This is a genomic window from Flavobacterium sp. LC2016-01 (assembly GCF_009711135.1).
Classification (GTDB): Bacteria; Bacteroidota; Bacteroidia; order Flavobacteriales; family Flavobacteriaceae; genus Flavobacterium.
In genome coordinates this window covers 140,108-164,636 of record NZ_WMIC01000010.1, presented here as the reverse complement: position 1 = coordinate 164,636, position 24,529 = coordinate 140,108, and the positions used below count along the sequence as shown (strand labels likewise).

Annotated in this window: 18 protein-coding genes; 4 read left to right on the top strand and 14 right to left on the bottom strand. The window is 36.6% G+C overall.

All coding sequences use genetic code 11. The features are described from left to right. Window positions 1–26: 26 nt before the first annotated feature. From GKZ88_RS19155 to GKZ88_RS19105, 11 genes are all read right to left on the bottom strand, one after another. On the bottom strand, window positions 27–644 hold the full coding sequence (locus GKZ88_RS19155) for a pyridoxamine 5'-phosphate oxidase family protein (RefSeq protein WP_155103924.1): 618 nt from the start codon (window positions 642–644) through the stop codon (window positions 27–29). Window positions 645–763: 119 nt separating this feature from the next. Further along, entirely contained in the window at window positions 764–1,747 is a 984-nt protein-coding gene (locus GKZ88_RS19150; protein ID WP_155103923.1) for a glyceraldehyde 3-phosphate dehydrogenase NAD-binding domain-containing protein, read from the bottom strand. 132 nt (window positions 1,748–1,879) lie between these two features. Next, window positions 1,880–2,896, bottom strand: a complete 1,017-nt coding sequence (locus GKZ88_RS19145) for an aldo/keto reductase (RefSeq protein WP_155103922.1) — start codon at window positions 2,894–2,896, stop codon at window positions 1,880–1,882. Window positions 2,897–3,302: 406 nt separating this feature from the next. Further along, window positions 3,303–3,578 (bottom strand): hypothetical protein, encoded by a 276-nt coding sequence (locus GKZ88_RS19140; RefSeq protein ID WP_155103921.1) that lies wholly within the window; start codon window positions 3,576–3,578, stop codon window positions 3,303–3,305. 104 nt (window positions 3,579–3,682) lie between these two features. Beyond that, window positions 3,683–4,585 carry a glycerophosphodiester phosphodiesterase family protein gene (locus GKZ88_RS19135; RefSeq protein WP_155103920.1) on the bottom strand — a complete coding sequence of 301 codons (903 nt, stop codon included), beginning with the start codon at window positions 4,583–4,585 and terminating at the stop codon, window positions 3,683–3,685. A gap of 8 nt (window positions 4,586–4,593) precedes the next feature. Next, window positions 4,594–6,168: a calcineurin-like phosphoesterase family protein gene (locus tag GKZ88_RS19130; protein WP_155103919.1), complete on the bottom strand. Its 1,575-nt coding sequence runs from the start codon at window positions 6,166–6,168 to the stop codon at window positions 4,594–4,596. Window positions 6,169–6,179: 11 nt separating this feature from the next. Continuing rightward, on the bottom strand, window positions 6,180–7,613 hold the full coding sequence (locus GKZ88_RS19125) for a SusD/RagB family nutrient-binding outer membrane lipoprotein (protein WP_155103918.1): 1,434 nt from the start codon (window positions 7,611–7,613) through the stop codon (window positions 6,180–6,182). 7 nt (window positions 7,614–7,620) lie between these two features. After that, a complete protein-coding gene (locus GKZ88_RS19120) occupies window positions 7,621–11,019 on the bottom strand; it encodes a SusC/RagA family TonB-linked outer membrane protein (RefSeq protein ID WP_230392558.1) in 3,399 nt (1,132 codons plus the stop codon). A gap of 118 nt (window positions 11,020–11,137) precedes the next feature. Next, window positions 11,138–12,076 (bottom strand): FecR domain-containing protein, encoded by a 939-nt coding sequence (locus tag GKZ88_RS19115; protein WP_155103916.1) that lies wholly within the window; start codon window positions 12,074–12,076, stop codon window positions 11,138–11,140. An 89-nt stretch (window positions 12,077–12,165) separates the two neighbouring features. Next, entirely contained in the window at window positions 12,166–12,753 is a 588-nt protein-coding gene (locus tag GKZ88_RS19110; protein ID WP_155103915.1) for an RNA polymerase sigma-70 factor, read from the bottom strand. 266 nt (window positions 12,754–13,019) lie between these two features. Further along, complete coding sequence (locus GKZ88_RS19105) at window positions 13,020–14,321, bottom strand: epoxide hydrolase (protein WP_155103914.1); 1,302 nt, start codon at window positions 14,319–14,321, stop codon at window positions 13,020–13,022. Window positions 14,322–15,003: 682 nt separating this feature from the next. Between GKZ88_RS19105 and GKZ88_RS19100 the strand changes: the two genes are divergently transcribed. The 4 genes from GKZ88_RS19100 to GKZ88_RS19085 all read left to right on the top strand — a co-directional run bounded on the left by GKZ88_RS19100 (window position 15,004) and on the right by GKZ88_RS19085 (window position 18,222). Continuing rightward, window positions 15,004–15,750, top strand: coding sequence for a hypothetical protein (locus tag GKZ88_RS19100; protein WP_155103913.1), 747 nt, complete (start codon window positions 15,004–15,006; stop codon window positions 15,748–15,750). 78 nt (window positions 15,751–15,828) lie between these two features. Continuing rightward, the gene (locus GKZ88_RS19095; protein WP_155103912.1) at window positions 15,829–16,038 is read left to right on the top strand and encodes a DUF2798 domain-containing protein; all 210 of its coding nucleotides are present in this window, start codon (window positions 15,829–15,831) and stop codon (window positions 16,036–16,038) included. Window positions 16,039–16,232: 194 nt separating this feature from the next. Next, on the top strand, window positions 16,233–17,522 hold the full coding sequence (locus tag GKZ88_RS19090) for an epoxide hydrolase family protein (RefSeq protein WP_155103911.1): 1,290 nt from the start codon (window positions 16,233–16,235) through the stop codon (window positions 17,520–17,522). A 187-nt stretch (window positions 17,523–17,709) separates the two neighbouring features. After that, window positions 17,710–18,222 (top strand): GNAT family N-acetyltransferase, encoded by a 513-nt coding sequence (locus GKZ88_RS19085; RefSeq protein WP_155103910.1) that lies wholly within the window; start codon window positions 17,710–17,712, stop codon window positions 18,220–18,222. Between the two features lie 114 nt (window positions 18,223–18,336). On the opposite strand, the gene GKZ88_RS19080 is transcribed toward GKZ88_RS19085, so the two are convergent. The 3 genes from GKZ88_RS19080 to GKZ88_RS19070 all read right to left on the bottom strand — a co-directional run bounded on the left by GKZ88_RS19080 (window position 18,337) and on the right by GKZ88_RS19070 (window position 24,520). Beyond that, entirely contained in the window at window positions 18,337–18,987 is a 651-nt protein-coding gene (locus tag GKZ88_RS19080; protein ID WP_155103909.1) for an NAD(P)H-dependent oxidoreductase, read from the bottom strand. Window positions 18,988–19,111: 124 nt separating this feature from the next. Next, entirely contained in the window at window positions 19,112–22,009 is a 2,898-nt protein-coding gene (locus GKZ88_RS19075) for a sugar-binding domain-containing protein (protein ID WP_230392557.1), read from the bottom strand. A 63-nt stretch (window positions 22,010–22,072) separates the two neighbouring features. Further along, window positions 22,073–24,520: a beta-galactosidase gene (locus GKZ88_RS19070; protein WP_155103907.1), complete on the bottom strand. Its 2,448-nt coding sequence runs from the start codon at window positions 24,518–24,520 to the stop codon at window positions 22,073–22,075. Between the last annotated feature and the right edge of the window lie 9 nt (window positions 24,521–24,529).

Sequence of the window (24,529 nt, the reverse complement as noted above, 5' to 3'; positions counted from 1 at the left end):
CTTTCTGTTTAAATTCATCTAAGTTCTTACTTCTTATCTAAAAGTTTTTCTTCCAGAATTTTTACTTTATTTTCCAAGTTTGCAATATATTCTTTTTGAGGCTGTAATGCTTCGTCAATCTCTTCCGTTGTGTAACGAGGTATAATATGCTGAGGGCAATTCCAGTCATATGCCTGAATTTCGAAAATCATCATTCGCTCAGGACGAAATTTATAATCTTCAGGTTTTAATAAATCATATAACTCTTGATCCTCTTCCAATTCCACAATTTTAGCTTTGGCATAGAGTTTTAATCTAGCCCGATGCGGATAGGAAACCATTATGATTGCCACATTATTATTCGTTGCAATGTTGCCAGTAGATATATACTGTTTGTTGCCAACAAAATCTACAATCCCAATGGTTTTATTATCAATGACTTTTATAAAGCCTTTAGGACCGCCGCGATGTTGTATATATGGATATTCGTTCTCTCCAAAACTCGCCATGTAAAAACTATCCCGATCTTCAATAAAATAAATCTCATTATCAGTAAGTCCATCAACAACCGAGGTTTTTTCCATACGATCATAACCGTTTCTACTTCCTTTTTTTTCTTGGAGGTCTTTAATAGCATCGGTAAAAGCTAGTTGAGTATAATTCATAACAAAATTTTTAATTGTTTAAATTTAATGATAAAACCCCACAATTATGGCGAATTATACAATCTAAAATCAAAGAAGTAAGCTCTAAAAAAAATTAGCATTGAGCACCTATCTCTTTCTTACAATTCAAGAATCTGTCTAATCATTTGATTGGTGAACCCCCATTCATTATCATACCATGCCATAACTTTTACCAAATCTCCATCAACTACTCTGGTCATTTCTAAATCTACTGTAGCAGCAAAAGGGCTTTTTATGATGTCAGTTGATACCAATGGTTCATTTGTTACGGTAACTACTTTTTCATAACGCGGCGTCAAAGCTTCTTCTGACAAAATCGCATTAATCTCTTCAGCAGTTGTATTTCTTCCTGTAACAAAAGTAATATCAGATATTGATCCTACCGGAACAGGAACCCTTACTGCTACTCCATCAAATTTTCCAGCATACTCAGGTAATGCTTTGGTCGTTGCAATAGCCGCTCCAGTAGCTGCAGGAGCAAGATTAATACCTGCCGTGCGTCCCATTCTGGGTTCTCTTTTTGAAGGAGCGTCCATTAATGTCTGCGAAGCTGTGTAAGCATGAATTGTGTTTAAAATAGCTTTTTTAATACCAATTCTTCGTCCTAAAATTTCTATGAGCGGGCTAATATTATTTGTTGTACAACTAGCACATGAAAATATGGAAACTTTGCCTTCTGCTGTATTTACGCCATGCACTATGGTCGGAGTGTCTTTTGTCGGACCTGAAATCACGACAAATTTAGCTCCTGCACTGAGATGCTTTTCTGCATCTGTTTTATTGGTAAACAAACCAGTACTTTCTATAGCTACATCTACCCATAATTCTTTCCATGGCAGCTCTGAAGGGTCCTTTTTAGAAGTATATTTTATCCTGTGATTATCAATCAGTATATAATCTCCTTCAAAAGTCACTTTTTTATCATACTTCCCATATATACTATCGTACTTTAAAAGATAAACTGCATTTTCTATACTCATTAAATCATTAATCCCAACCAATTCCAAATCAGGGTTTTCTAATATAACTTTTAGAGAAGATCTTCCAATTCTGCCAAAACCATTAATTCCAATTTTTTTCATTTTTTTTTACTTTAAATTGTTTGACTAAAAAATAGAGCGTAATTATTACGCTGATTATGATTATCATTCTTTTACTTTACTTGAGATGCAAACGAAGAATCCATACCATAATAATTCTTATTTAAATTTTTATCATTTTTTGTCTATCGGAAGCGGAGCCGCGGGATCAACTAAACCTTGATTGCGTAATTGTTTCCAAAAATCATCAGGAATTACTTCGTTAAGTGCTTCATTATCTTCTGCCAGACGCGAAGGTCTGCTTGCGCCAGGAATGGCCGCCGCCACAGCGGGATTGGCAAGAGAAAACTGCAGACCCGCAGCCTTCATACTTACTCCAAACTCATCAGCATTTTTTTTAATTTTTGCCACTTTCTCCAGAATTTGAGGAGAAGCTGGAGCATATTCAAAAGTCAAACCGCCAACCAGAACACCTGAACTGTAGGGACCGCCAACAACAATTCCTAAACCTTGCTTTGAAACTTCCGGCATAACGCGTTGCAGTGCTTTACTGTGATCCAGAAGCGTATAACGGCCTGCCAATAAAAAACCATCAGGACGAGCTCCTTCCAAACTTAATATAATTTCAATAGGCTCTACACGATTCACACCGAGTCCCCAGCCTTTGATTACGCCTTCATCACGCAGACGATCCAGCACTTTAAAAGCCCCTTTTCTTGCACTTTCAAATTTGTCCAGCCACTCGTCGCCATAAAAATCCTGAGCGACATCATGAACCCAGACAATATCCAGATGATCTGTCTTAAGTCTTTTTAAACTGCCCTCAATGGAACGCAGCGTACCATCTTCAGTGTAGTCATTTACAATTTTGTTGGGACGCCCATATTTAAATAGATCCCCCTTTTCCCCTAAATCTCTGGCGCTGATATCCTCTACCTCATCCAGAATAACACGGCCGACTTTCGTACTCAAGACATATTCTTCTCGAGGATACTGTGAAAGAACTTCACCCAGACGAATTTCTGCCAGACCGGCGCCGTAGAACGGAGCGTTATCAAAATAACGTATCCCAGCGTTCCATGCAGCTTCCACGGTAGCGGATACTTCATCATCAGGAACATTACGAAACATATTGCCCAGTGGAGCCGAACCGAAGCCTAGCTTCCCTGGAAGTATATTTTTTATTGACATAATACCTATATTTTATTATTACTATTATTTTAGAAAAACGATTATCCTTAATTAGAAACATGAAGCACTGTCGCAATATCATAACAATAAAAGCTGCTACTCCACATGTAAATTTCGACAAAAATTGAATATAAATTTATTTCGGAAACATCTTTTTTATTATAATTTATTAATATTCAAACATTTAACCCAGTATATTTAAATAAAAACAGGCTTTAGCAATTGTGTATAGGAAGTGAGGGACATTAGATGCTGTGGTGTCGATTTAATAAAATTAGATTTCCAATAATTATAATTATTTAAGAAAATCGGGGATAGTTTCGAATTTTCCTTTAAATAAAAACCTCCAAGATCAAAGATCTTGGAGGTTATAAGTTGAAATAAATTACTAAATGATTTTAAAAATCTACATTCTTCGCAGCTTCGAATTTAATTTTCGATTGTTCCTATTGATAGTAGTACGTACCTTTTTTTTCTTGACCTCATATTCTTTAATGCATTTTTCAAGTTCATTATACAATAGCTGAAATCTCGCATACAGATTATCTAACTCTGCCATACCTTGTCGGGTCTGCAAATCTTCAGATTCTTCTAATACGTCTTGAGCAATTAAAGACATAGATTCAAATTTATCAAAGGCTGCAGCCAAAATTCGATGCTCTCTAGAATTTATTCCTTGCATAATATGTTGCTTCAATATCGAATAAAATAAAAAACTAAGTCTTATCAAGACTTCCACTGAAACAGTTTTAATTTATATTCGTCAATGTTTTATTTAAAAAGTTATTATAATTTATTCAATACCTTTTCAGGATAATCCGTTATAATTCCATCCACTTTCAGTTTGAGCATATGGTCTATATCCTTATCCTCATTTACTGTCCAGGGAATTATTCGCATTTTCAAAGACCTGATAGAAGCAACTTCTTCTTTATTGAGCAGTTTATGATTAGGACTGTAAATTTCGGGCACAAAATCCAGCATCGACAGATTTTTTATAAAAGTACCTTCCCCTACAAGATAAGCAATCTTAGTGCTCGGATACATCTTATGCATCACATTTAGGACCGTCGGATCAAAAGACTGGATGTTTATTTTTTGCTCAATACCTTTATCCTTAATAACCTTCATGACCATTGCGGCGAATAAAGCAGGCTCTGGCTGTCTTTTTCCGTAATCTTCCTTTTCCGATTTGATTTCAATATTGTATCGCACAGGTTTGAGTTTATTTCTGCTGATATAATTTTCAACACTGTCAATCACTTCAGATAATAGAGGCTTATAAGTCTTCAGTTTCTGCTGTGCCGGAAAAGCTGCATTTCCTCTGGAACCGCTGTCAAACCTTTTGATACTGTCGTAAGTCATCTCAAAAAGATTATAACGCTTCTCGTTATCCTTTTTAATTGGTTTTCCTTCAAGATCGCTCATGTACTGCGCAGCCATAAATGGTTCATGCGAAACCACCACTTTTTGATCCTTCGAAATCACAACATCCATCTCTAAAACAGCCGCACCTTTTTTAACAGCACTTAAAAAAGCCGGAATCGTATTTTCAGGAAAATTGCCGCGGTCACCACGATGTCCTTGTACTTCGATGGTCTGTGTTTGCTTCATTTTTCCTGTGCCTGCACAGCTAAATACCATTAAAAACACTAGTAAAATCCCGCTTAACTTTATCGTTCTAATCATTCTATTTCTTATTTTACTTTGTCTATTCTGTAACTGGTGTTGGCTGTATGAGTCTTGCCAAACATATCAGTAGCTTTAATTTCAATAGTGTGAGTTCCCAACGAAAGGTTAGACGGAATTTCTCCTCTCCAGACATGCGTGCTTTTCTCTGGATCTGAAGAGCGTTTTCCCGGCATAAGTACCTCAGAAAGTTCCCATTCATATACCAGTTCCACATAAGAAGGATCCTGTACTTCTGCATAATCCATATCTTTCCATTCTCCCTGATCTACACGGTAAGCAACTTTATCTTTTTTACTTCCCATAAAGAAATTTACAAATACACCTGACTTCGTGTGTTTGCCTTTTGCAACTACTTTTGGAGCAAAAACTTTCATCTGATAATTCTCAGGTTTTCCAGCTACTTTGTAATCCACGTTATACTGATTGCCTGAAAAATGAATAAAAGCATATCCTTTTGGGGTACCATCTCTCATAACTGAAATCGGAATTCCCTTTTCATCCAATTTTCCTGAATACCAGTCCCCTGATGTGGTTCCGATATTATAATGATGATGTGGTTTCTCCTGAAGCCATCCCTCTTTTTTTCCTAAGAAATCCTGACGCTGCATATGTGTATGAGCCGAAAGTGAAAGTGTATTTGGGAAATCCTTCAGAAGCTCGAATAATTTCTGACGGTCTTCATCCCTAAAAGAATCATCTTTGCTGTCCGGCTCACTAAGCGGAATATGAAAAGCCAGTACAATCAGATGGTCTTTGGGTACAACTTTTAGGTCATTTTCTATAAATTTCATCTGCTCTTCGGTAAAGCCTCCCCAATAGCCTTCATGATCTCTCGGATCAGGATACAAGACATCATCTAAAACAATAAAGTGTACTTTTCCATAATTAAACGCATAATTGGCAGGACCAAAATGCGCTTCATACGTTTCATCAGCCAGATTATCAGCCTTTGCATCAAAATTAAGATCATGGTTTCCAAGGAGATTATACCATGGAATTCCCACTTTTTTGACTGCCTGAATGTAAGGATTGAACAAACTAAGATCATTTCCAACCAAATCTCCCATACTCAAACCAAAAGGAATGTTTTTAATTCCTTCTACTTCTGCAACAATTCCTCTTGTAAAAAAGTCTATCTCGTCTAGATTATAAGGCTGCGGGTCTCCAAAAATAAGTGCTGTAAAATCATCTGTTTCTTTTTGAGAAACCAATGGAAAATCAACTGATTCTGGAAGTTTTCCCGTTGGAGCTACTCCTTCAAACTTTGATTTTGGAGAGCCTTCTGGTTTGTAATTATAATAAAACTGAGGAATGTTATCAGCATTAGCCTGTATCTTATAGCCTGTTGGTTTGATTACTGCAATGACAGCATCACCTTGCAATGGAAGTTCATAATTTCCTTTTTTATCAGTCAAAACCACTTCGCGTCCATTAGTGACAGCAACATTTAAAATTCCTTTTTCTTTTTTATCCCTTTTTCCGTTTTGATTCAAATCCTCAAATACGCTTCCTTTTACCGTTGTCTGCGCTGTCAAAACACTGCAGCATAACAATGTGCTGTATATAATAGTTTTTTTCATTTTTCGAATTTTTATTTGTCCCACCACACTTTAGAGTTAATATTGTCTCCGCCGATCATCTGAACAGCTTGTTCATAATTCTGAGCGTTTTTAATCTGCTGATTATCCGGATAAGTAAATCTAGAAGGCATTATTCCTCCGTTAAGCATTGCCGTTGTAGTTGGCAGTACAGGCAGTCCTGTTCTTCTGTATTCAAACCACTGCTGATAATCGGTAAAATAAAGCGCGTAATACTTCTGAAGCATGATTCTCTCGAGTGTTCCATTATACTGCGCCTGCACATTATCAAAATAATTAGCCGGAGCCACCGCTTTTACTTGTTCTATCGCCGCTTTCACTCCTTTTACATAATGTCCCGGCGCATCAGCAATATAACCTCTCTGGGCTAATTCTGCTTTAATAAATTCTACTTCTGCATAGGTCAAAATATAGATCTGCATTGGGTTTGTTGCCTGTACATTCAAAAGTGTGGAAGCATTATATTTAAACTGCGAATCTGCTCCTGCATAGGCACTTGTAATTCCTTTAAATCCAATCGGTGCATTAGTAACCAGTGCTGTAGCGCCTGTCGCAATCAACGCTCTTCTTGGATCTTCCATCGTATTTAAATTATCGATAAAAAAAGAGGCCATTTTGATATTAAGGTTAAAATCCTGAGGCCTTCCCCATGGAGACATGTTAGGAGAAACACCTGTCACTTTTAAAATCGCTCCTTCGGCTGTTGTAGTAAATACCGGGTAAATCTCAGGATGATCAGACATATAAGCCAATTTTTCAAATGCCTTAATTTCTGTGCGGTTTGAAACTCTCAAAAGCAGTCTCATTTTTAAGGAATTGGTGAATTTTTTCCATTTTAAAACATTGTTCTGAAACAGAATGTCTTCCGCATATATCATCGGCTTGCTCACATCATAAAGTGTGTTGGCTCTTTCCAGATCAGCAAGAAGCGTTTCATAGATAAACTCCTGAGTATCGTATTTTGGGTATAAAATTCCGTCTTCTCCCCTTACCGCTTCGGTCATAGGAACCGGTCCGAAAAGATCCGTAAGATTGGCATAAACCAGAGCATTCAATGTCAATGCTACTGCCTCATAATTTCCATCGCCGGCCTTTACTGAGGCCATTCTCATTTCTCTGATATTAGAGAGCCATTTATAATAATTATTCCACGCCGAGTTCCCAATATTGTTGCTCACATCATAGCGGTGAAGCCCTCCTGTTATACTTGGAAAAGGTAGTGAAACCTGCATCAAATTGAAATCAACGTCAACACTTTGCAGAGCATTATGAGACGCAATCCCATAAATTATTGGGTTCAATAATGTCCCTGGACTTACCTCAGAGATAAGATTAGGATTATCATTAAGTTCTTCGAAACCTTGTGTACACGAAATAGTCATTCCGGTAAGCAATACAAGTATTGCTGCTATTTTTAATTTTTTCATTGTTTTATTATAAAGTCAAACTTAAATTAAAACCATAGGTTGCCGGCGAAGGCATCTGTCCTGTTTCTACTCCAGGCAGAATGGTATCTCCGTTCAGCACGGCAGTTTCTGGATCGTATATTGGAAAATCCGAAATAACCGCAAGATCTCTTCCGAAAACAGAAAATTGAACCGACTGCAGTCCTGTATTTTTAAGCCATCTTTTTGGCATGTTATATTGAAGACTCACTTCACGAAGTTTTCCATAAGTAGCATCAAAGGAATTTGATTCAATATTGGCTCTGCGGTAATAACGCACATACCAGTCAGCCGTTGCTACCTTTTTAGTATTTGGAGAATAAGATCCGTCTGCATTTTGGATTACACCATCTCCAATGATATAACCGTCTGCTCTTCCCATTTCATTAGAATTTAATTTTCCCTGCTCAGCAAGTTTATGATGCGTCATCGAATAAATAGTACCGCCATATTGCCCGTCAATGGTTACATTCATAGTAAAATTGCCAATTGTAAAACTGTTGGTCAATCCTGCTTTCCAGTCCGGACTTGCATCGCCTATGTACTGTATTTGATCAGGATAAGCAGGAAGACCTGCATTGTCATACACGATCTTGCCCTCAGGAGATCTCACAAAACCAAATCCGTAAATAGCACTTGTAGTTCCTCCTACTTTTGCTATGATAGATGCTGTTCCTCCTGTACCAATAATCTGCTGTCCGTCTATTCCTTCAGCAAGTTCCATTACTTTATTCCAATTGCGCGACCAGTTCAAAGTCGAATTCCATTTGAAATTTTTATTATCAATGAATTTTCCGCCAAGGGTAAGTTCGATACCACGGTTTCTTACTTCACCTCCGTTTAATACAGCACCGCTGTAACCTGTTGAAAAATCCATTGGGATATCAATAATTTGATTTTTAGTGCTGCTCTCATAAACCGTTGCATCAGCTGTCAAACGGTTATGAAGCATTCTGATCTCAAAACCAGTCTCTACACTAGAAGTAATCTCTGGTTTGAAATGATCATTGTATAAAACCGTTAACGTCTGTGCAGAACTTGGAAAGGCACTCTGTCCATAGTATTTTTGGGTTTTATAAGGCTCTGTATCATTACCTACCTGCGCAAAAGAAAGTCTGTATTTCAGGTAATCTATTGCTTTAGGCATAGTAGTCATTTCTGAAATAATTAAACTTGTATTTACCGACGGGTAAAAGAAGGAGTTGTTTTTTACTGGCAGTGTGCTGGTCCAGTCATTTCTTCCTGTAACATCTACAAAAATCATTTCACCATAAGACATAGAAACCAGGCCATAAAGACTGTTCATCTTTTTATAAGCATCACCAAGAGTTAAAATTGGGGCGCTTGATCCATTTGAAAGTTTATAAACTCCAGGCACTACAAGACCAGTAACTTCCGCTTCTGTTCTTCTGTATTTATAACTCATAGCGTTACCACCCGCCGAAGCAGCAAGAGAGAATTTATCTCCAAAATTCTTTTTATAAGAAAGCAAAAAGTCTGAATTGATTTCCTGTTTGTATACATCCTGTCTTTCATAAAAACCTTTCGCATATCGGTTAATACTGTAAGGTCTTTTTTGTTCTCTTGTCTGATTGTAAGTATTCAGAGCCGAACGAAGCATTAAATCGAGATTAGATGATAATTTGATATTGGCAAAAATATTCCCGACAATCTGATCACTGTTCAATGTATTGGTAGCCTCATAAGCAATCAAATAAGGGTTATCAATAAAAGAACTGAAAGGATGCAGCTGCTGAATATTTTCTTTTCCTTTCTCCCAAATTGGTCGATACCAATCCAAGTCGATGTTAGGCTGTTGGAAAATCATAAAATAAGCAATCGAACCATTATTGTAGCCGCTTGATGGAAGGTTGTCACTGTTTCGTGTATTGTAGTTCACTGAAGTACCCAGTTTGATTTTATCAGATACCTGATAATTGGCATTAACTGCCGCGGTAGTCCTGTCAAATCCGGTATTCGGCATAATCCATTCATTTTTCTGTTGTCCCAGCGAAAGACGCATTGAACCTTTATCATCACCTCCTTGAATAGATACATTATTATTTAAAGTTATCCCAGTGTTCCAGAAATCCTTACGATTGTCGTTATACGAAGTCCATGGAACTCTGCTCGCTGACTGTCCCTGAAGATTTGGATCATACTGATAAAAATTCTGTCCTGTAAAAGCAGGTCCCCAGGCACTGCTTGTACCACTGGTAGAGGTTCCGTCTTGGGAGTTACCATAAGAATAGTATTGATTCCCCTGGGCATCAGGTGAATTTCCTGTTCCTTGCCCGTATTTGTATTGGTAATCCGGCCATCGTTGGATTTTATCAAATGACGCACCTGTGCTGTAAGAAATCCCTAATCCTTTATTTTTCTTTCCGGATTTTGTGGTAAGAATCAATGCTCCATTTGCAGCACGGCTTCCGTAAAGTGCAGTTGCTCCTGCCCCCTTTAAAACGGTAACACTTTCAATATCATCAAGATTAAGATCTGAAATTCCGTTACCGTAATCTATAGGAGAATCTTCTCCCATATACGCGCTGCTTGAACCTGATGTCGTCATCTCAGCATTGACTGGCACACCATCAACCACAATAAGCGCATAATTGCCTTTCGGGCTCAGCGACCTGTTTCCACGAAGTGTAATCTGTTGTGAATTGATAGGTCCTGATCCTGCCGAGGTAATGCTTAGTCCAGCAACTTTTCCTTTTAAAGCAGAAGACCAATTATTAGATCTTGCCTGAGATAAGCTTTCTGATTTTATGGTCTGTTGGGAGAAACCAAGCTTCTTTTCCTCTCTTTTTATTCCCAGTGCGGTTACAACAACTTCATTAAGCTCGCTAGTATCCAGTTTCATTTTGAAGGTCATTATAATACTGCCTGCGCTGGCCTCCTGCGTAACATACCCCACATAAGAAATAACAAGAACTGATGAGGTACCGGAAACAGAAATACTGAAATGTCCTTCCATATCAGTAAGTGTGCTGTTTTTTGTTCCTTTTTCGAGAATTGTTACCCCTGGCATTGGTAAACCACTTTCATCAAGTACCTTTCCGCCAAGCGTCATCTGCATGCGTACGTTTTTTGTAACGGTGATGGTATTGTTGAGTTTTCTGAAAGATAATCCCGTTTTGTCGGATATCTTTGAAAGTATACCGTCTATACTTTCTTTTTCAGCATAAATTGAAATGCGCTGTGAACTTGATGAAACTTTTTCGTCAAAGACAAAAGTGAAATTCGTTTTCTGTTCAATGGCCTTAAAAAATTCAGTGATGGTCGCATCCTTAAGATTGATGCTGATTTGCATTTCCTTTCCGGGCTGTCCTGCGGCAAAACCATAAAAGGAAAGAAATAATGTGATCAATAAGTAAAGATTTTTCATCTTACTGTACTTATTGAAAAAAAATTGTAGTTTCGTATTCATTACTATTGGGCTGTGAATTTAATTTATAGTCTGTTTTTAATTGCCCGTTTCCGTTGCACCGGAAGCGGGTTTCTGTTTATTGGCTTATAGTCTTTCTTCTTATAACGATATGTTTTTTGGTTATATAATCTATTTTTAATTGTTTCAAAAAGGCAATACTTTCTAGTACATTTTCCAACTTTTCATCTTTAAATTTTCCTGAAATAGTAAGTTTTTCCAATGTCTGATCTTCAAAAGTTATATCGACGTTGTACCAATTTTCAATAATTTTAGCCGTTTCAGACAGCGTTGTATTTCTTAGCATTATGATGTTGCTTGTCCATGCAATTCTTTCGCTGCTGTCCTCTTGAAATATTTGAAAATCAGAATCTGCAGTGAGATCAGCTTCCTGATTTTTGATAATATGTACCTTTTTTCCTGTTGGCGAAGTAACTTCTACCTTTCCAGTAAGGACACTTACTTTGGTCTGTCTGTGATTATAAGAATTGATATCAAATGAAGTTCCTAGTACGCGGACCTTCACATCATGAGTCTGCACCGTAAAAGGTCTTTTCTCATCATGAAATACTTTGAAATATGCTTCTCCTGTAAGTTTTATATCACGCGAAGTATTAAATTCTTCGGAGTACGTAATACTGCTGTTGGAGTTCAGTACAATGATACTTCCGTCTTCAAGCAGAATTTCTTTTTTCTCTCCCTTCGCCGCAGTCTGCGTTATTTCTTTGGGAGAAAGGAAAATTTTTGCAGCAGAAAAGGAAACACCAAGAGCTACAACCAGAATTGCGGCTATTCTTAAAGCATTTCGGAATATAAATTTTCTAGGCTTTTTGTCATGCAGTTCTTGGAATATTTTTCCCAAAATGACATCGCCTTTTGTATCAGATAATTGATTTAAGTGATCTGATGAATGATCCTGCATCTTATCGAAAAAGGCTTCAACGGCCATTTTTTCTTCAGGTGTGCAGGTACCTTGTTCGTATTTTTTTGCCAGCAGCAAAAAGGTTTCTTTTTTCAAAATAAGTGCTTTTATATAGAAGTACCCATTTTTGAATTGAACAAGTAGTCGAAAATGCAGGCTTAACGTTTTCTTAAAACGGCAACATTTTAGTTAACATAAAAAAATATGGCCCAGTATAAAAGAAGATAATTATGTGACTGTCCATGCCCGCGAAGTTCTTTAAGAGCATTGCTGATATGCTTCTCTACGGTATGGATTGAAAGATTTAGTTTATCGGCGATTTCAGCATTCGTAAAATGATCCAGACGGCTGAGCAAAAATACTTCCCTGCATTTGGGAGTCAGCTGATTAATCTGATTCATGATGCCTTTTTCAAGCTCAACATATTCGATATCGTTTATCGAATAATTAAACGCAGGTATGCCTTCAAGAACATCAAGATGTTCCTTTTCAAATTTTAAATCTCTGATATGTTTGGCAATTTGAAATTTTACTGCCCTGAAAAGGTAGGCTTCCAAATTAAGTATGACCGTATTACCTGAATTTTTCCAAAAACTGATAAAAATTTCCTGTACAATATCCTCACAGACAGCTTCTTCTTTATAAATCTTAAAAGCATAGGAGTAAAGTTTTTTCCAATAACGATTGAAAACAACAGCAAATGCCTCTTCATTTTTTTGGAAGATTAATTTCTGTAGTTCTTCGTCAGACATTTGCAAAAGGTAGTTTTCCATAGAAGATTTGATATCGCAAATGAAAACTAACCGACAAAAAATACCTAAGAACTTAATTTAACTTTGTGTTAAATTAATATTTACAATCCTTAATTTCTCTAAATTTTGAAGTAGTAAAGACGTAATTTAAGCCTTTTATAATTTGTAATATTTTATAAATCAAAATGTTACACAAAATATAGTGCTTTTGATTTATTTGAAAAATTGGGAAATACTGCTTCCTATTTTGGTTTAAATAGAAAACAGCATTTCCCTTTTTCTTTAAATTATTTTCTCAATGATTTAAATGCTGCACGAAGCTCCTCTGTATAAAGCTGAGGTTCTTCCCAAGATGCAAAGTGACCGCCTTTGTTTACTTCATTGAAATAAATCAAGTTTTTATATGCTTTTTCAGTCCAGCTTTTTGGTGCTTGATAGATCTCTCCTGGAAATACAGTTACAGCTACTGGAATTTTAATATCATGTGTCTTTTGTTCTACCACATTAAAGTTGTTATTGTTGTTCTCCCAATATAAATTAGCAGATGAATTAGCTGTATTAGTAAACCAATACAACGAAATATCATCAAGAATTTCATCTCTTGTAAGTGATTTTTCAGCATTTCCGCCGCTATAAGTCCAATCATTAAATTTATCTAAGAAAAATGAAGCAAGACCAACTGGTGAATCTGTAAGCCCATATCCTAAAGTTTGAGGTCTTGTTACCATCATTCCGGCATATCCTCCTCCTCTGGTGTACAACTTATTCAAAGAATTAAAAGCTGCTTTTTCTTTAACTGATAATCCTGCAGGCGCTGGAACTCCGTCTTGTAATGCTTTAGCAATATCTGCTGGAACCGTTGCTGGCATATTAACATGGATTCCAATTAATCCTGCTGGAGCCTGACGAGCCATTGCATCTGCAACTACAGAACCCCAGTCGCCTCCCTGAGCAACATAATTTTTATAACCAAGACGTTTCATAAGTACATCCCATGCGCTTGCAATTCTTTCCACTCCCCATCCTGTTTCTGTTGGTTTTTCAGAGAAACCATAACCAGGCATTGAAGGTATAATTACATCAAAAGCATCCTCTGCTTTTCCACCGTAAGCTGTCGGATCTGTTAATGGCCCGATAACTTTTAAAAGTTCGAAGAATGATCCTGGCCATCCATGAGTTATAATGATTGGTAAAGCATTTTTATGTTTTGATTTCACCTGAATGAACTGAATGTCTAATCCATCAATTTTAGTTACAAACTGAGGCAGTGCGTTTAATTTGGCTTCTGTTTTATGCCAGTCGTAATCTGTTCCCCAATACTTAACAAGACCTTGAATTTGAGCTAGTCTCACCCCTTGTGACTGATCTTTTACAGTTTCCTTATCTTGCCAACGCGTCGCATTTACACGATCACGAAGTTCTGTGATTGCCTTTTCTGAAATACTAATATGGTAAGGACGGATTGCTTCTGAATCTGGTATACTCTTTCCCTGACTTTTTTGTGCAAATCCAGTTACGGTAATCAAAATAAGAGCAGCTGTACTAATTACATTTGCAAAACTGCGTCTGTTTGTTTGAATTGTTTCCATTGTTTTTAATTTTTAAATTATGTTATTGTGATTAATTTCTTCGACAAAATTATTACGATAACAGGCGCCTGACAATCAGGAAATATCTCAATCGAGCAAAGTTGATGCTCAAACGGACATTCTCAAGGCTGAAAAAATTATCAAATTACAATATTGGTAATTTCGCTAAAATCAAATAGATGGAAGTAGTGGGACTGTGCTTTAATTATTGCAGACCGAATTCTAAGAATTCAATAAATATTGCTTTATAAAGTTACTCTTTAATACAAAGCAATTACTTTAAATGAACCTCTAACTCTCTTTTTAAAAATTTTATAAAGGTATTTTCTTATGATTCTTTTTTAATCAAAATCTTTAGTCATAAATGCAACAGACTATTTACGGGCCATAGCCTTTTAAAAAACCTAATATTATGAATATCAGCATCATAATCCGATATTAATAACGTACTTTTATACTTTAATGGCCATAGCGCAAAAGCAAATCCCTCCAAAAAAAAATTAAGGAAAATCCTTTTTTTCGCCACTAAATTTGATCCCTGTTTATTATATTTTTCAGACCCAAAATATTTCAGGTTTGAAATTGTCAGGTTCACTACCCTCTTCGTCTGTTTAACCTATATTATGACTGTACCACTTGTACAGCCAAATACCTTTGTACCAGAAATTTAAAAACAAATATTATGAAAACAGTTAAACAGCACGCAGCAAATGATTTATTAGAATTTACAATTAAAGCTCATGGAGGCAGAGAAAACTTTAATAAGTTTGAAACTGTGTCGGCACGACTTATCTGCGATGGGGTACTCTGGTCAATGGTGGGGCATCCTGGATCAGTTGATGACATTTATGTGACTTCTCACACAAACAAACAATTTACTTCACATCGCCCTTTCCTTAATAAAGATTGGCACACAGCATTTACTGCTCAGCATGTTGCCATTAAGAACAGTAAAGAAGATGTTATTGAAGAACTCTCAAATCCTCGTGATTCATTTGCTGGATATACAACAGAAACACCTTGGAGCCAAATTCAGCTTGCGTACTTTACTGGATATGCTATGTGGACTTATTTTAATGCTCCTTTTAATTTTGGAGATGCTGGTTATAAAATAGAAGAATTAGAACCTTGGATAGAAAATGGAGAAGTATTTCAAAGACTTCAAGTAACTTTTCCTGAAGAGATTGCGACGCATAGTCCCGTTCAAACTTTTTATATTGACAAAGACGGTCTTATTAAACGACATGATTACAATGTAGATATTGCTGGTGGAGCCACTGCAGCACATTATTTATCTGATTATATCGATGTACAGGGAGTTAAAATAGCAACTAAAAGAAATGTATATATCAGACAAGAAGATAATACGCCGTTGTTTCCTGAACCTTTATTAGTATCAATTGACCTTAGAGAAATAAGCAGAAAATAAACGCAAAAGTATTTATTAATTGAATTTGAAAGCATCATCAAACCAATATGATGCTTCTTAATAAAATATAAAATAATCATGAAAAATAAAATTGCATTTGCACTCACTATGGGTATAATCACAACAGGAATTATATCATTCAGTCTTATTGCCATCAATCTTGGTTTTACCGAAAACTTTTTAAAGGTTTGGACAAAATCTTGGGCACTAGCCTATATCTTAGTTATACCCGCGATACTTATTATTGGTCCACGTGTACAAAAAGTCATCGATAGAAAAATAAAATAAATAGCGTTCGATAAAAACAATCCTATTATTAATTCTAAATATGCTTTCTAGACCCAAAACTTTTCAGGTTTGAAATTGTCTGGTTCAATACCCACTTCGTCTGTTTAACCTATTTTCTGATTGTAAAGACTATACTGCCAAAATACCTTTGTCTCAGAAATTTAAAATTATTAATTCATTCAAAATAAAAAACAATGGAAGCAATTAAACAGCATAAAAAAAGTTTTAAAGGTTTTTTTACTACCGGATTATTAGTCCTTATGGTAGCAACTGGTATTGCCCAGAAAAAACAAGCAGCAGATAAATCAGAAGCTATTCGTCCTTTTGAGTACCATGCAACACAAGCACAGCTTGATGATTTAAAACAAAGAATACAAAATACAAAATGGCCTGACAAGGAACTTGTTACAGATAATACACAAGGCGTACCGCAAGCTACAGTACAGGCACTTGCCAAGTATTGGGCAAATGATTATGACTGGCGCAAGATTGAAAAGAAAATCAATTCTTATCCTAATTTCATCACTACAATAGACGGAGTTGAAATCCACTTTATTCATGTGAAGTCCAAACATAAAAATGCACTTCCGATAATCATTACCCATGGATGGCCAGGGTCTGTAATCGAGCAGCTTAAAATAATTGATCCGCTTACCAACCCAACTGCTTACGGTGGAAAAGCCGAAGATGCTTTTGATGTAATTATACCTTCAATTCCTGGATACGGATTTTCAGGAAAACCTACTGAACTGGGCTGGGGTCCTGAGAAAATTGCAAAAACTTGGGTAACTTTAATGAAACGCCTTGGCTACCAGAAATTTGTAGCACAGGGAGGTGACTGGGGTGCGCTTATCACTGACATGATGGGAGTACAGGCAGCTCCTGAACTTATTGCAATCCATACCAATATGGCCGGAGCAGTACCAAACGAAATTAATACAGCTGCTTTTACAGGCGCTCCCGAACCAGCTAATCTTTCAGCTGATGAAAAGAAAGCATATGGACAGCTTTCTTTCTTCTACAAAAATGGTCTAGCATATGCACAGGAAATGGGAAATCGTCCACAGACTTTATATGGAATCGAAGACTCTCCTATCGGTTTAGCTTCATGGATATTAGATCACGATGCCAGAAGCCTTGAATTAATTGAACGCACATTTGAAGGAAAAAAAGAAGGTCTTACAAAAGATGATATTCTTGATAACATTACCCTTTACTGGCTAACTGGAACTGCGACTTCTTCATCACGTCTTTATTGGGAAAACAAGCTTGCCTTTTTTGCTCCTAAGGACGTAAAGATCCCCGTTGCAGTAAGCGCTTTTCCTGATGAAATTTATACAACACCACGCAGCTGGGCAGAAAAAGCATACCCAAACTTGTTATACTTTAATAAATTAGAAAAAGGTGGTCACTTCGCTGCTTGGGAACAGCCGGAAAGCTTTACCAAAGAATTGAGAGCTTCTTTTAAATCATTACGCAAATAAATTTAAAAAAAGCTTAAACCTATAGCTAAAAAATAAAAACTGCTCTGTCTAATGGCCCAGTATGGTCATTAGACAGAGCAGCTTTTTTGTCAATACATTCATCAAATTATTAAATACCATAGCTGTTCAAAATAAATATGAATTATATTTACCCCCTTGTATACTGCTAAGTAAATAGACACTAAAAATGATTACCATTACAGAATGCCACCCAAACCAGCTTGATTTATTATTTAAAATTGCAGTTCAAACCTACACCAACACCTACAAATATCTATGGATTGATAATGGAGTATGGTATCTTGAGAAATTTTATAAAAAAGCAGATTTTAAAAAGGAACTTTTATCATCCGATATTCATTATTTTCTCGTTTATGATTCAGAAAATATCATTGGATATTTTAAACTGAAAAATAATTTCATAGCCCCTTACTCTGAAACAGACTGTATCGAAATAGATAAATTATACCTTCTTAAGAAATATGCCGGAAAAGGAATTGGAAAAACGGTTATGAAATTTATAATTGATTTTGCTCATAAACACGACCGCCCAATTATTTGGCTTAAAGTTATGGAAGATAGTCTTGCAAAATACTTCTATGAAAAACAGGGATTTGTAATGACTGACAAAAACTATTTGGATTATCCGGCAATGAAAGAGGAATATAGATGGTTACTTACAATGATTAGAAAGATTTAGTGAATTAAGTCCGTTGTATGCAATGTATTAACTTGTCTTTAAAAAAGAATTAGCCAAGTTAATACTGCTGCATTTTCTAATAAATACATCGCAAAATAAAAACAAACAAACGAGTTAAAGTGTCTGTAAAAAGTATCTTTCTATCAAACTTGTAACTTTTGCATTTGATTTCTGGATCGCAAGTTCGATTGCTTCCGGGCCATATCCTTCTCCATCAACAGTAATTTCCTGAATATCTGTTATCCCAATAATGTTAAATACCATCTTCAGATAAGGAGTCTGAAAATTCATATGTTCGTTGTACTCCCCTTTTTCGTATCCTTGAGCTCCTCTTGAGGTTAGCAGGAATAAGGTTTTATTTTTTAGCAGACCAATATAAGGATTTGAAAGATCTTCAGTATTAAGTTTCCATGTTTCGTTTACTCTTAAAACCTGATCAATATAAGCTTTGAGAGAACTGGTAATTGTCCAATTATGCATTGGGGCTGCAAGAACAATTACATCAGCCTCTTTTAATTCAATAATAAGTTCCTTACTTAATTTTAATGCTTCAGTTTCAGCTTCTGTTCTATCGCCCTCAGGTCTAAATGCTGCCGCAATCCAAGTTTCACTCATATGTGGAACATTGGTTGATGCCAAATCTCTATAGGTTATTGGTGTAGCGGGTACTTGCTTTTTCCAAGATTCAACAAATGTATTCGCAAGTCTTCTGCTGCGTGATCTACTCTCTCGCGGACTTGAATTAATTACTAATATTTTTTTCATGAGTTTAATTTTCCGCAAAGCTAGACCGTATAGTACAGCTAAAAGTTAATGTAGTTCAAGAAATCAGTCAATTCGTATTTGTCCTGTATTATTATTCTTCAATATTTTTTTTAACGCAAATAATCTATTTTATTTTATTCTGAGCCGAATTAGGTTTAAGTTCATCAGGACTGTCTTTTGTATAGGTGTTGAATATGTCTTTTGAAGGACTTGCAAATAAATCCTTTATAAGCTCTAAACTGATTGTATCTGATGGATTAAACTTATCCGAATTCATATATTTCTGCAGTGATTTGAAAAGCTGTTTTGAAGCAGGTTTGTTTTGAACATCAGGTCCCAGATCAGCACTGCATACAATTATCTTTCCATTGCCAACCCGCGCTTCAAAAATCAAAGCTAGTCTTCGGTTCATAAACCAGGTGTCGATAGGCTGGACAAGCGGACGGAAATTTGCAGGAAAGTCTTCAAGATTCATTACTTGAGCACGATTCTGAATGTCCCACCATTGGAGATCACTGTACGAATCTGTGGGAAAATCTACAAACGCGGCACTTTTCTCCTGAATGAGCATTCCGGTAACATGTGGAGGTTTCATTTTAAACCAGGAAGTATTCCAAAAAACAGGCAAAAAATGCATTTCGACTTCTTTGCCTTTTATCACCTTTCCCGCCGCATTTAAAAATACGCTGCCTCCATTTCTAAGCACATCTTCAGCTTTGCTGTCCAGCTTATTACAATAATAAACTGATGATTCAGAAGTTTGGTCATTTTGTGGATATACCCAAAAATTCCAGTCATTAGCAAAAGAAGTCCCATTGATTTTTACTTCCAGTTTTAATTTTGATGGTGCTTTTATTTCATTAAGCCCAAAAGCAATTTTTCCCACGGGCATGCCGTTTCCATTTTGAAATGTCTGCGGATTAAAACTGCCAGAAGAAAGAATATTTCCATTCTCATTTTGTATGCTCCAGCTAATTACTGCATTGTTTAAAGGATTCTTTCCTGAATGGAAAAGTAAAATCTCAGCTTCAAAATTTTCATTCGCAGTATAGACAAATTTTGGAATTTTTGCTAAAGGCACAGTCTGATTACAGAATCGGCTGTATTCTTTCGCTGTAACATATCCTTTCTCCTGCCAAAAAGCATCCAGAACCCCAACTAACGCAGTTCCCTGACCAGGAAAATCCTGAAGTCCCAGTAATTGAAAACCTCCATAACCGGGCGTTCTCAGCATTTTCTCAATTTCATTTTTATAACACAATACCTGAAGCTTTCCCGATGCATTTAAAAAATTGCCAGCCTGATCACCCATATTGTGATCTATAAGATCCTGCTGAAACATTTCCATGTTTCTAGCCTTGTAAACTCCCTGATATTTCTGAATCTCACTGAAGTTTGGAAATACACAATACTGACCGATCTCATGCGCGACAAAGGGAACTTTGAAACCTGAAATTCCAGCACTAAAATCGGATACCGTTTCGGGCATTTTATCCCATGCCAGTCCCCTGACTCCTCCTCTGACCTGAAATTCGGCATTGGGAACAACTGGCCAGCTTCCTCCAACTGACATTCCGGTATACACTCTCCTGCTGTCTTTCTTTTTCCAAAAATCAACAAAGGCATTCAAATACGCTACCTGATTTCCTGCTGGTTCATTTCCTGCAGAAAGCATTGTAAATGATGCATAATTGCCATATTCTTTTGTCATTCTGATGGTCTCGTCGTACAGATACTTATCTATAGGCTGGCCCAGGCCAATCTTAGGGCCATGATTCGGCCAGCTAGGTCCTTCCGCCTGTAGATATAATCCTATTCTATCAGCAGCAATAAAGGCAGCTTCTGGAGGACACCAAGAATGGAAACGGACATGATTTAAGCCATAAGATTTAATTGTTTTGAAGATTTTCTCCCACGCTTCTACCGTTACTGCGGGATATCCTGTTAATGGAAATTCGCAATTATTTAGTGTACCGCGCAGAAATACAGGATTATCATTTATCAAAAATCGATTTCCTTCTATTCTGAATTCCCGCATTCCGAATTGTATTTTTTTCTCTGAGACTGCTGCTTTAGAAACAAGTTTTGCGTCCAGATTGTACAAAGCAGGATTAAATTCGTCCCATGTGAGCATTCCTTTTTCAAAAGGAAGTTCCATTTCAACAACCGTGTTTGCAAGTTCTGGTACTGTTACATTGGTGTTTATTTCTTTCGTTTGATCCGAAGCATCCGAATTAAAGCTTTTTGCAGAAAGAATCAGTTTGCCGTTGAATCTCTTCTTGGTGCTGTTAGTTATTGAAATTTTTACTTTGGCTCTTTTATTCTTTACATCTGGGTAAATCTGAATATCATCCATATACACCTCAGATGAACTTTCAAGGTCAATCTTTCCAATAATACCGTTCCAGTTTCCTTGTGTGTGATCGCTTATGCTGTGCGAATCAGGACCTACATTAATTTCTTTAATTCTGTTGTCGATACGTATAGAAATACGATTTTTCCCTGTTGAAAGATATTCCGTTAAATCGTAAGTATGAGGTGTCGTAAGGGAGTTCTGCATTCCGACCTCTTTATCATTTACCCACACTCTTGTTTCTATATGAACTCTTTCGAGATTTAGAACAATTCGTTTTCCCTTCCAATCTAAAGGGATTATGACTTCTTTTTGATACCAAGCCGCTCCAACATAATATCTTGCCGGAGTAAGCCAAAAAGGAATATGCACATTCCCTGGTTTACGGTACTTGGCGAACCTTGGAACAAAATAAAAAGAGCTGTCATAGATTGTCCCTGTCCACTTTGTAGTTAAGGATATTTCATCGCCTTTGAGATATTCTGCCATTGATCCCGGCAGTTTGATCTCATCCGTAAGTATGCGATTGTACCATTTTTCAGAAATACCTTTATCTTGTCTGTCAATTTCAAAATGCCAGCTCCCGCTCAGATCTATAGTCTTGTCGTTAAAACTGCACAGCACAAACAGAGCAACAAGTAAAGCAAAAGGGCAATAATACTTTTTCATATTCATTTAGTTTTGACCGTAAGTCAAGCTTTTATTTTTAGCTTCAATAAGGTAATTTAGACTTTAAAACTGAATTTTGTTAAATTCAATACTTACTTTATATTCAGGAATAATTTCAGGTGTTTTGATTTCGAGAAATTCTTTTGTTTTTGAGAAATCTGGCAGTACATTTTTATCCAGATATTCCAAATAAGGAGCATCTTTAAGCATTGGCATAAAATAAAAATACATTTCATTTTGCTTTAGCGCTGTTTGATATCTCTTAAGTCCAACCTGCCATGCTTCACTTGTATAGAGATTATCTGTAGCAATTTCTCCATTAAGCATACATATAGCTCTGTCACCTCTATAGTCAAATTTCACAAAGACATCGTTAAGCTTAGAAAGATCAAGATCTTTGGCATCAAGTATAAAATGACGGTCATCAAATTGAGAAATTTTAACCTGAGGCGTCACTTTCTGGGTTGTTATATTCCAAGATGCAACTATTTTTTCACTGTTTTTCAATGGACTTATTTTGGCTTCATCAGTTTTTATTAAAGCAGTTTTTGGATACATTTCCAAATCCCAAGATGCTGTGCCCGTACTTATCATGTCCAATTTATTTCCATTTTCCAGGACAAGTGCTTTGCTTATGACTGCATATTGCTGTTCTGGTGTTCCCACCAAAATTGTATGAAGCGCCTTTTCAAATGGAATAATCAGAAAGATATTGTTACCTGCAGTAAATTCAAAACTTTTTCCATTCTCTCCAGAAATCACACTATTGCCTTCACTCGATAAAGAACTGGCATTTTTTACCGTAGTTTTTATTTTTCCATTTAAAACTACCTCTGGCTTTATTCCATCTACAGAGAAAAACACGAAATAATTCTTTCCGTTATTACTGAAATTTAAAAGAGGCTGTACAGTTGCTTGTTTAAATTCTACTGATCCAAATTTCATATTAAATGGAAAAACAGCAGAAGAACCCGATTTTAAAGTAAAAGTACCTGAATGCGGAAACTGAATATTCCCCGCTGTCGAAGCAATAGCTACTTTTAAATTTTCAAGATCTTTTGTCTGAACATGGTCCTGATAATTGTGCATAAACAGAAAACCGCTTTTCCCGTCACTTCTTACTGAATAGCGAAGTGTCGCATTATTATCTGCTGTTATTTGAGCATTTGTCTGAGGAATTACAGGATAAAGGGGAGCCAGTTTTTCTCCAAAGAAATTCAGAAAATTATTCATCAGTCTCAGTTCATAAAATCCTTTGCCTGTATTTCCAAATTCCCTGATAGGTGACTGGTAATCATATGATTTATTTGAAAGACCGAAACCTTCAGAATACATATAAAATCCATTGGAAGGTGTCGTTCCGCCATGGTACATATAATACCCAAGACCATTTGAGCCGCTTCCAATAGTTCTTACCATCATCGGCAGAAAACTTTCTCCAGGAACTCTTGGCCTGCGTGAATACAAAACACTCATTCCCGTTCCGAGTTCAGCTGCTATTGAAGGATAATCTTCAGTGATATAACTCACAGGAGCGTAGTCAGGAGTTTTACGAATGTCTTTGAACAAGTAAAAGGGAGAAGGTTTTATCTTGTCTTCCCAAAAAGGAAATGCATATCCTGCCATGACTGGAATCGATCCATTATTAATGATTGTGGCAAATCCCCAGCCTGTAGCCGTATAAAGCGGCACATCCATTCCTGCTTTTTTTGCCATCGTCTTAAGGCCGTTCATATATGCCTGTCCATAATCTTTAAATTCATTTCCAGAATCATTTATGCCCACGCCCACCTGTGTGATTTTACGGTCACGTCTGGCAGTAGTGTATTCTCGTTCAGCTCCGGAATAAGTAATAGCCCATGGAGCAGCAGAATGCTGATATTCATTTTCAATCTGAATTCCAATGACAGGACCTCCATCTTTATAATAAAGTCCCTGAAGCTGTCTGCCAATTTCGTTATACAATTTTTCAGTATACTTCATAAATTCCGAATCGTTGGAGCGTACCTCAAAAGGACGCCCATAAAGCCAGTCCGGAAGCCCTCCATTGCGGATTTCTCCATGTGCAAAAGGCCCTATTCTAACAATTAAATCTATTTTATTGTCTTTGCAAAGCTGTGCAAAATGATGCAGATTAGAATCATCAGCCCAATTGAATTCTCCTTCCTTTGGCTCATGCATATTCCAGAAAACATAAGTAGCAATTACCGTTACTCCTCCTGATTTCATTTTTTTGATTTCCTGATCCCAATACTGAGAAGGATAACGGCAATAATGAAACTCGCCTATAACTGGAACAAAAGGCTTTCCATTTCGCTCAAGATAAAAGTTATTTACCTCTATTGACTCCTCGTTCTGACCTTTGCCTCCCAAATCAAGATGCCCTCGCTTTACTTCATATTTTGCTTTAGAAACATCAATTTTATAAGAGCTCTGCGCCATTACATTAGATTCAACGCAAAACGTCAATGCGATTACTGCAGAAAAGGCAAGGAATATATTCTTTTTCATAATGGTAAA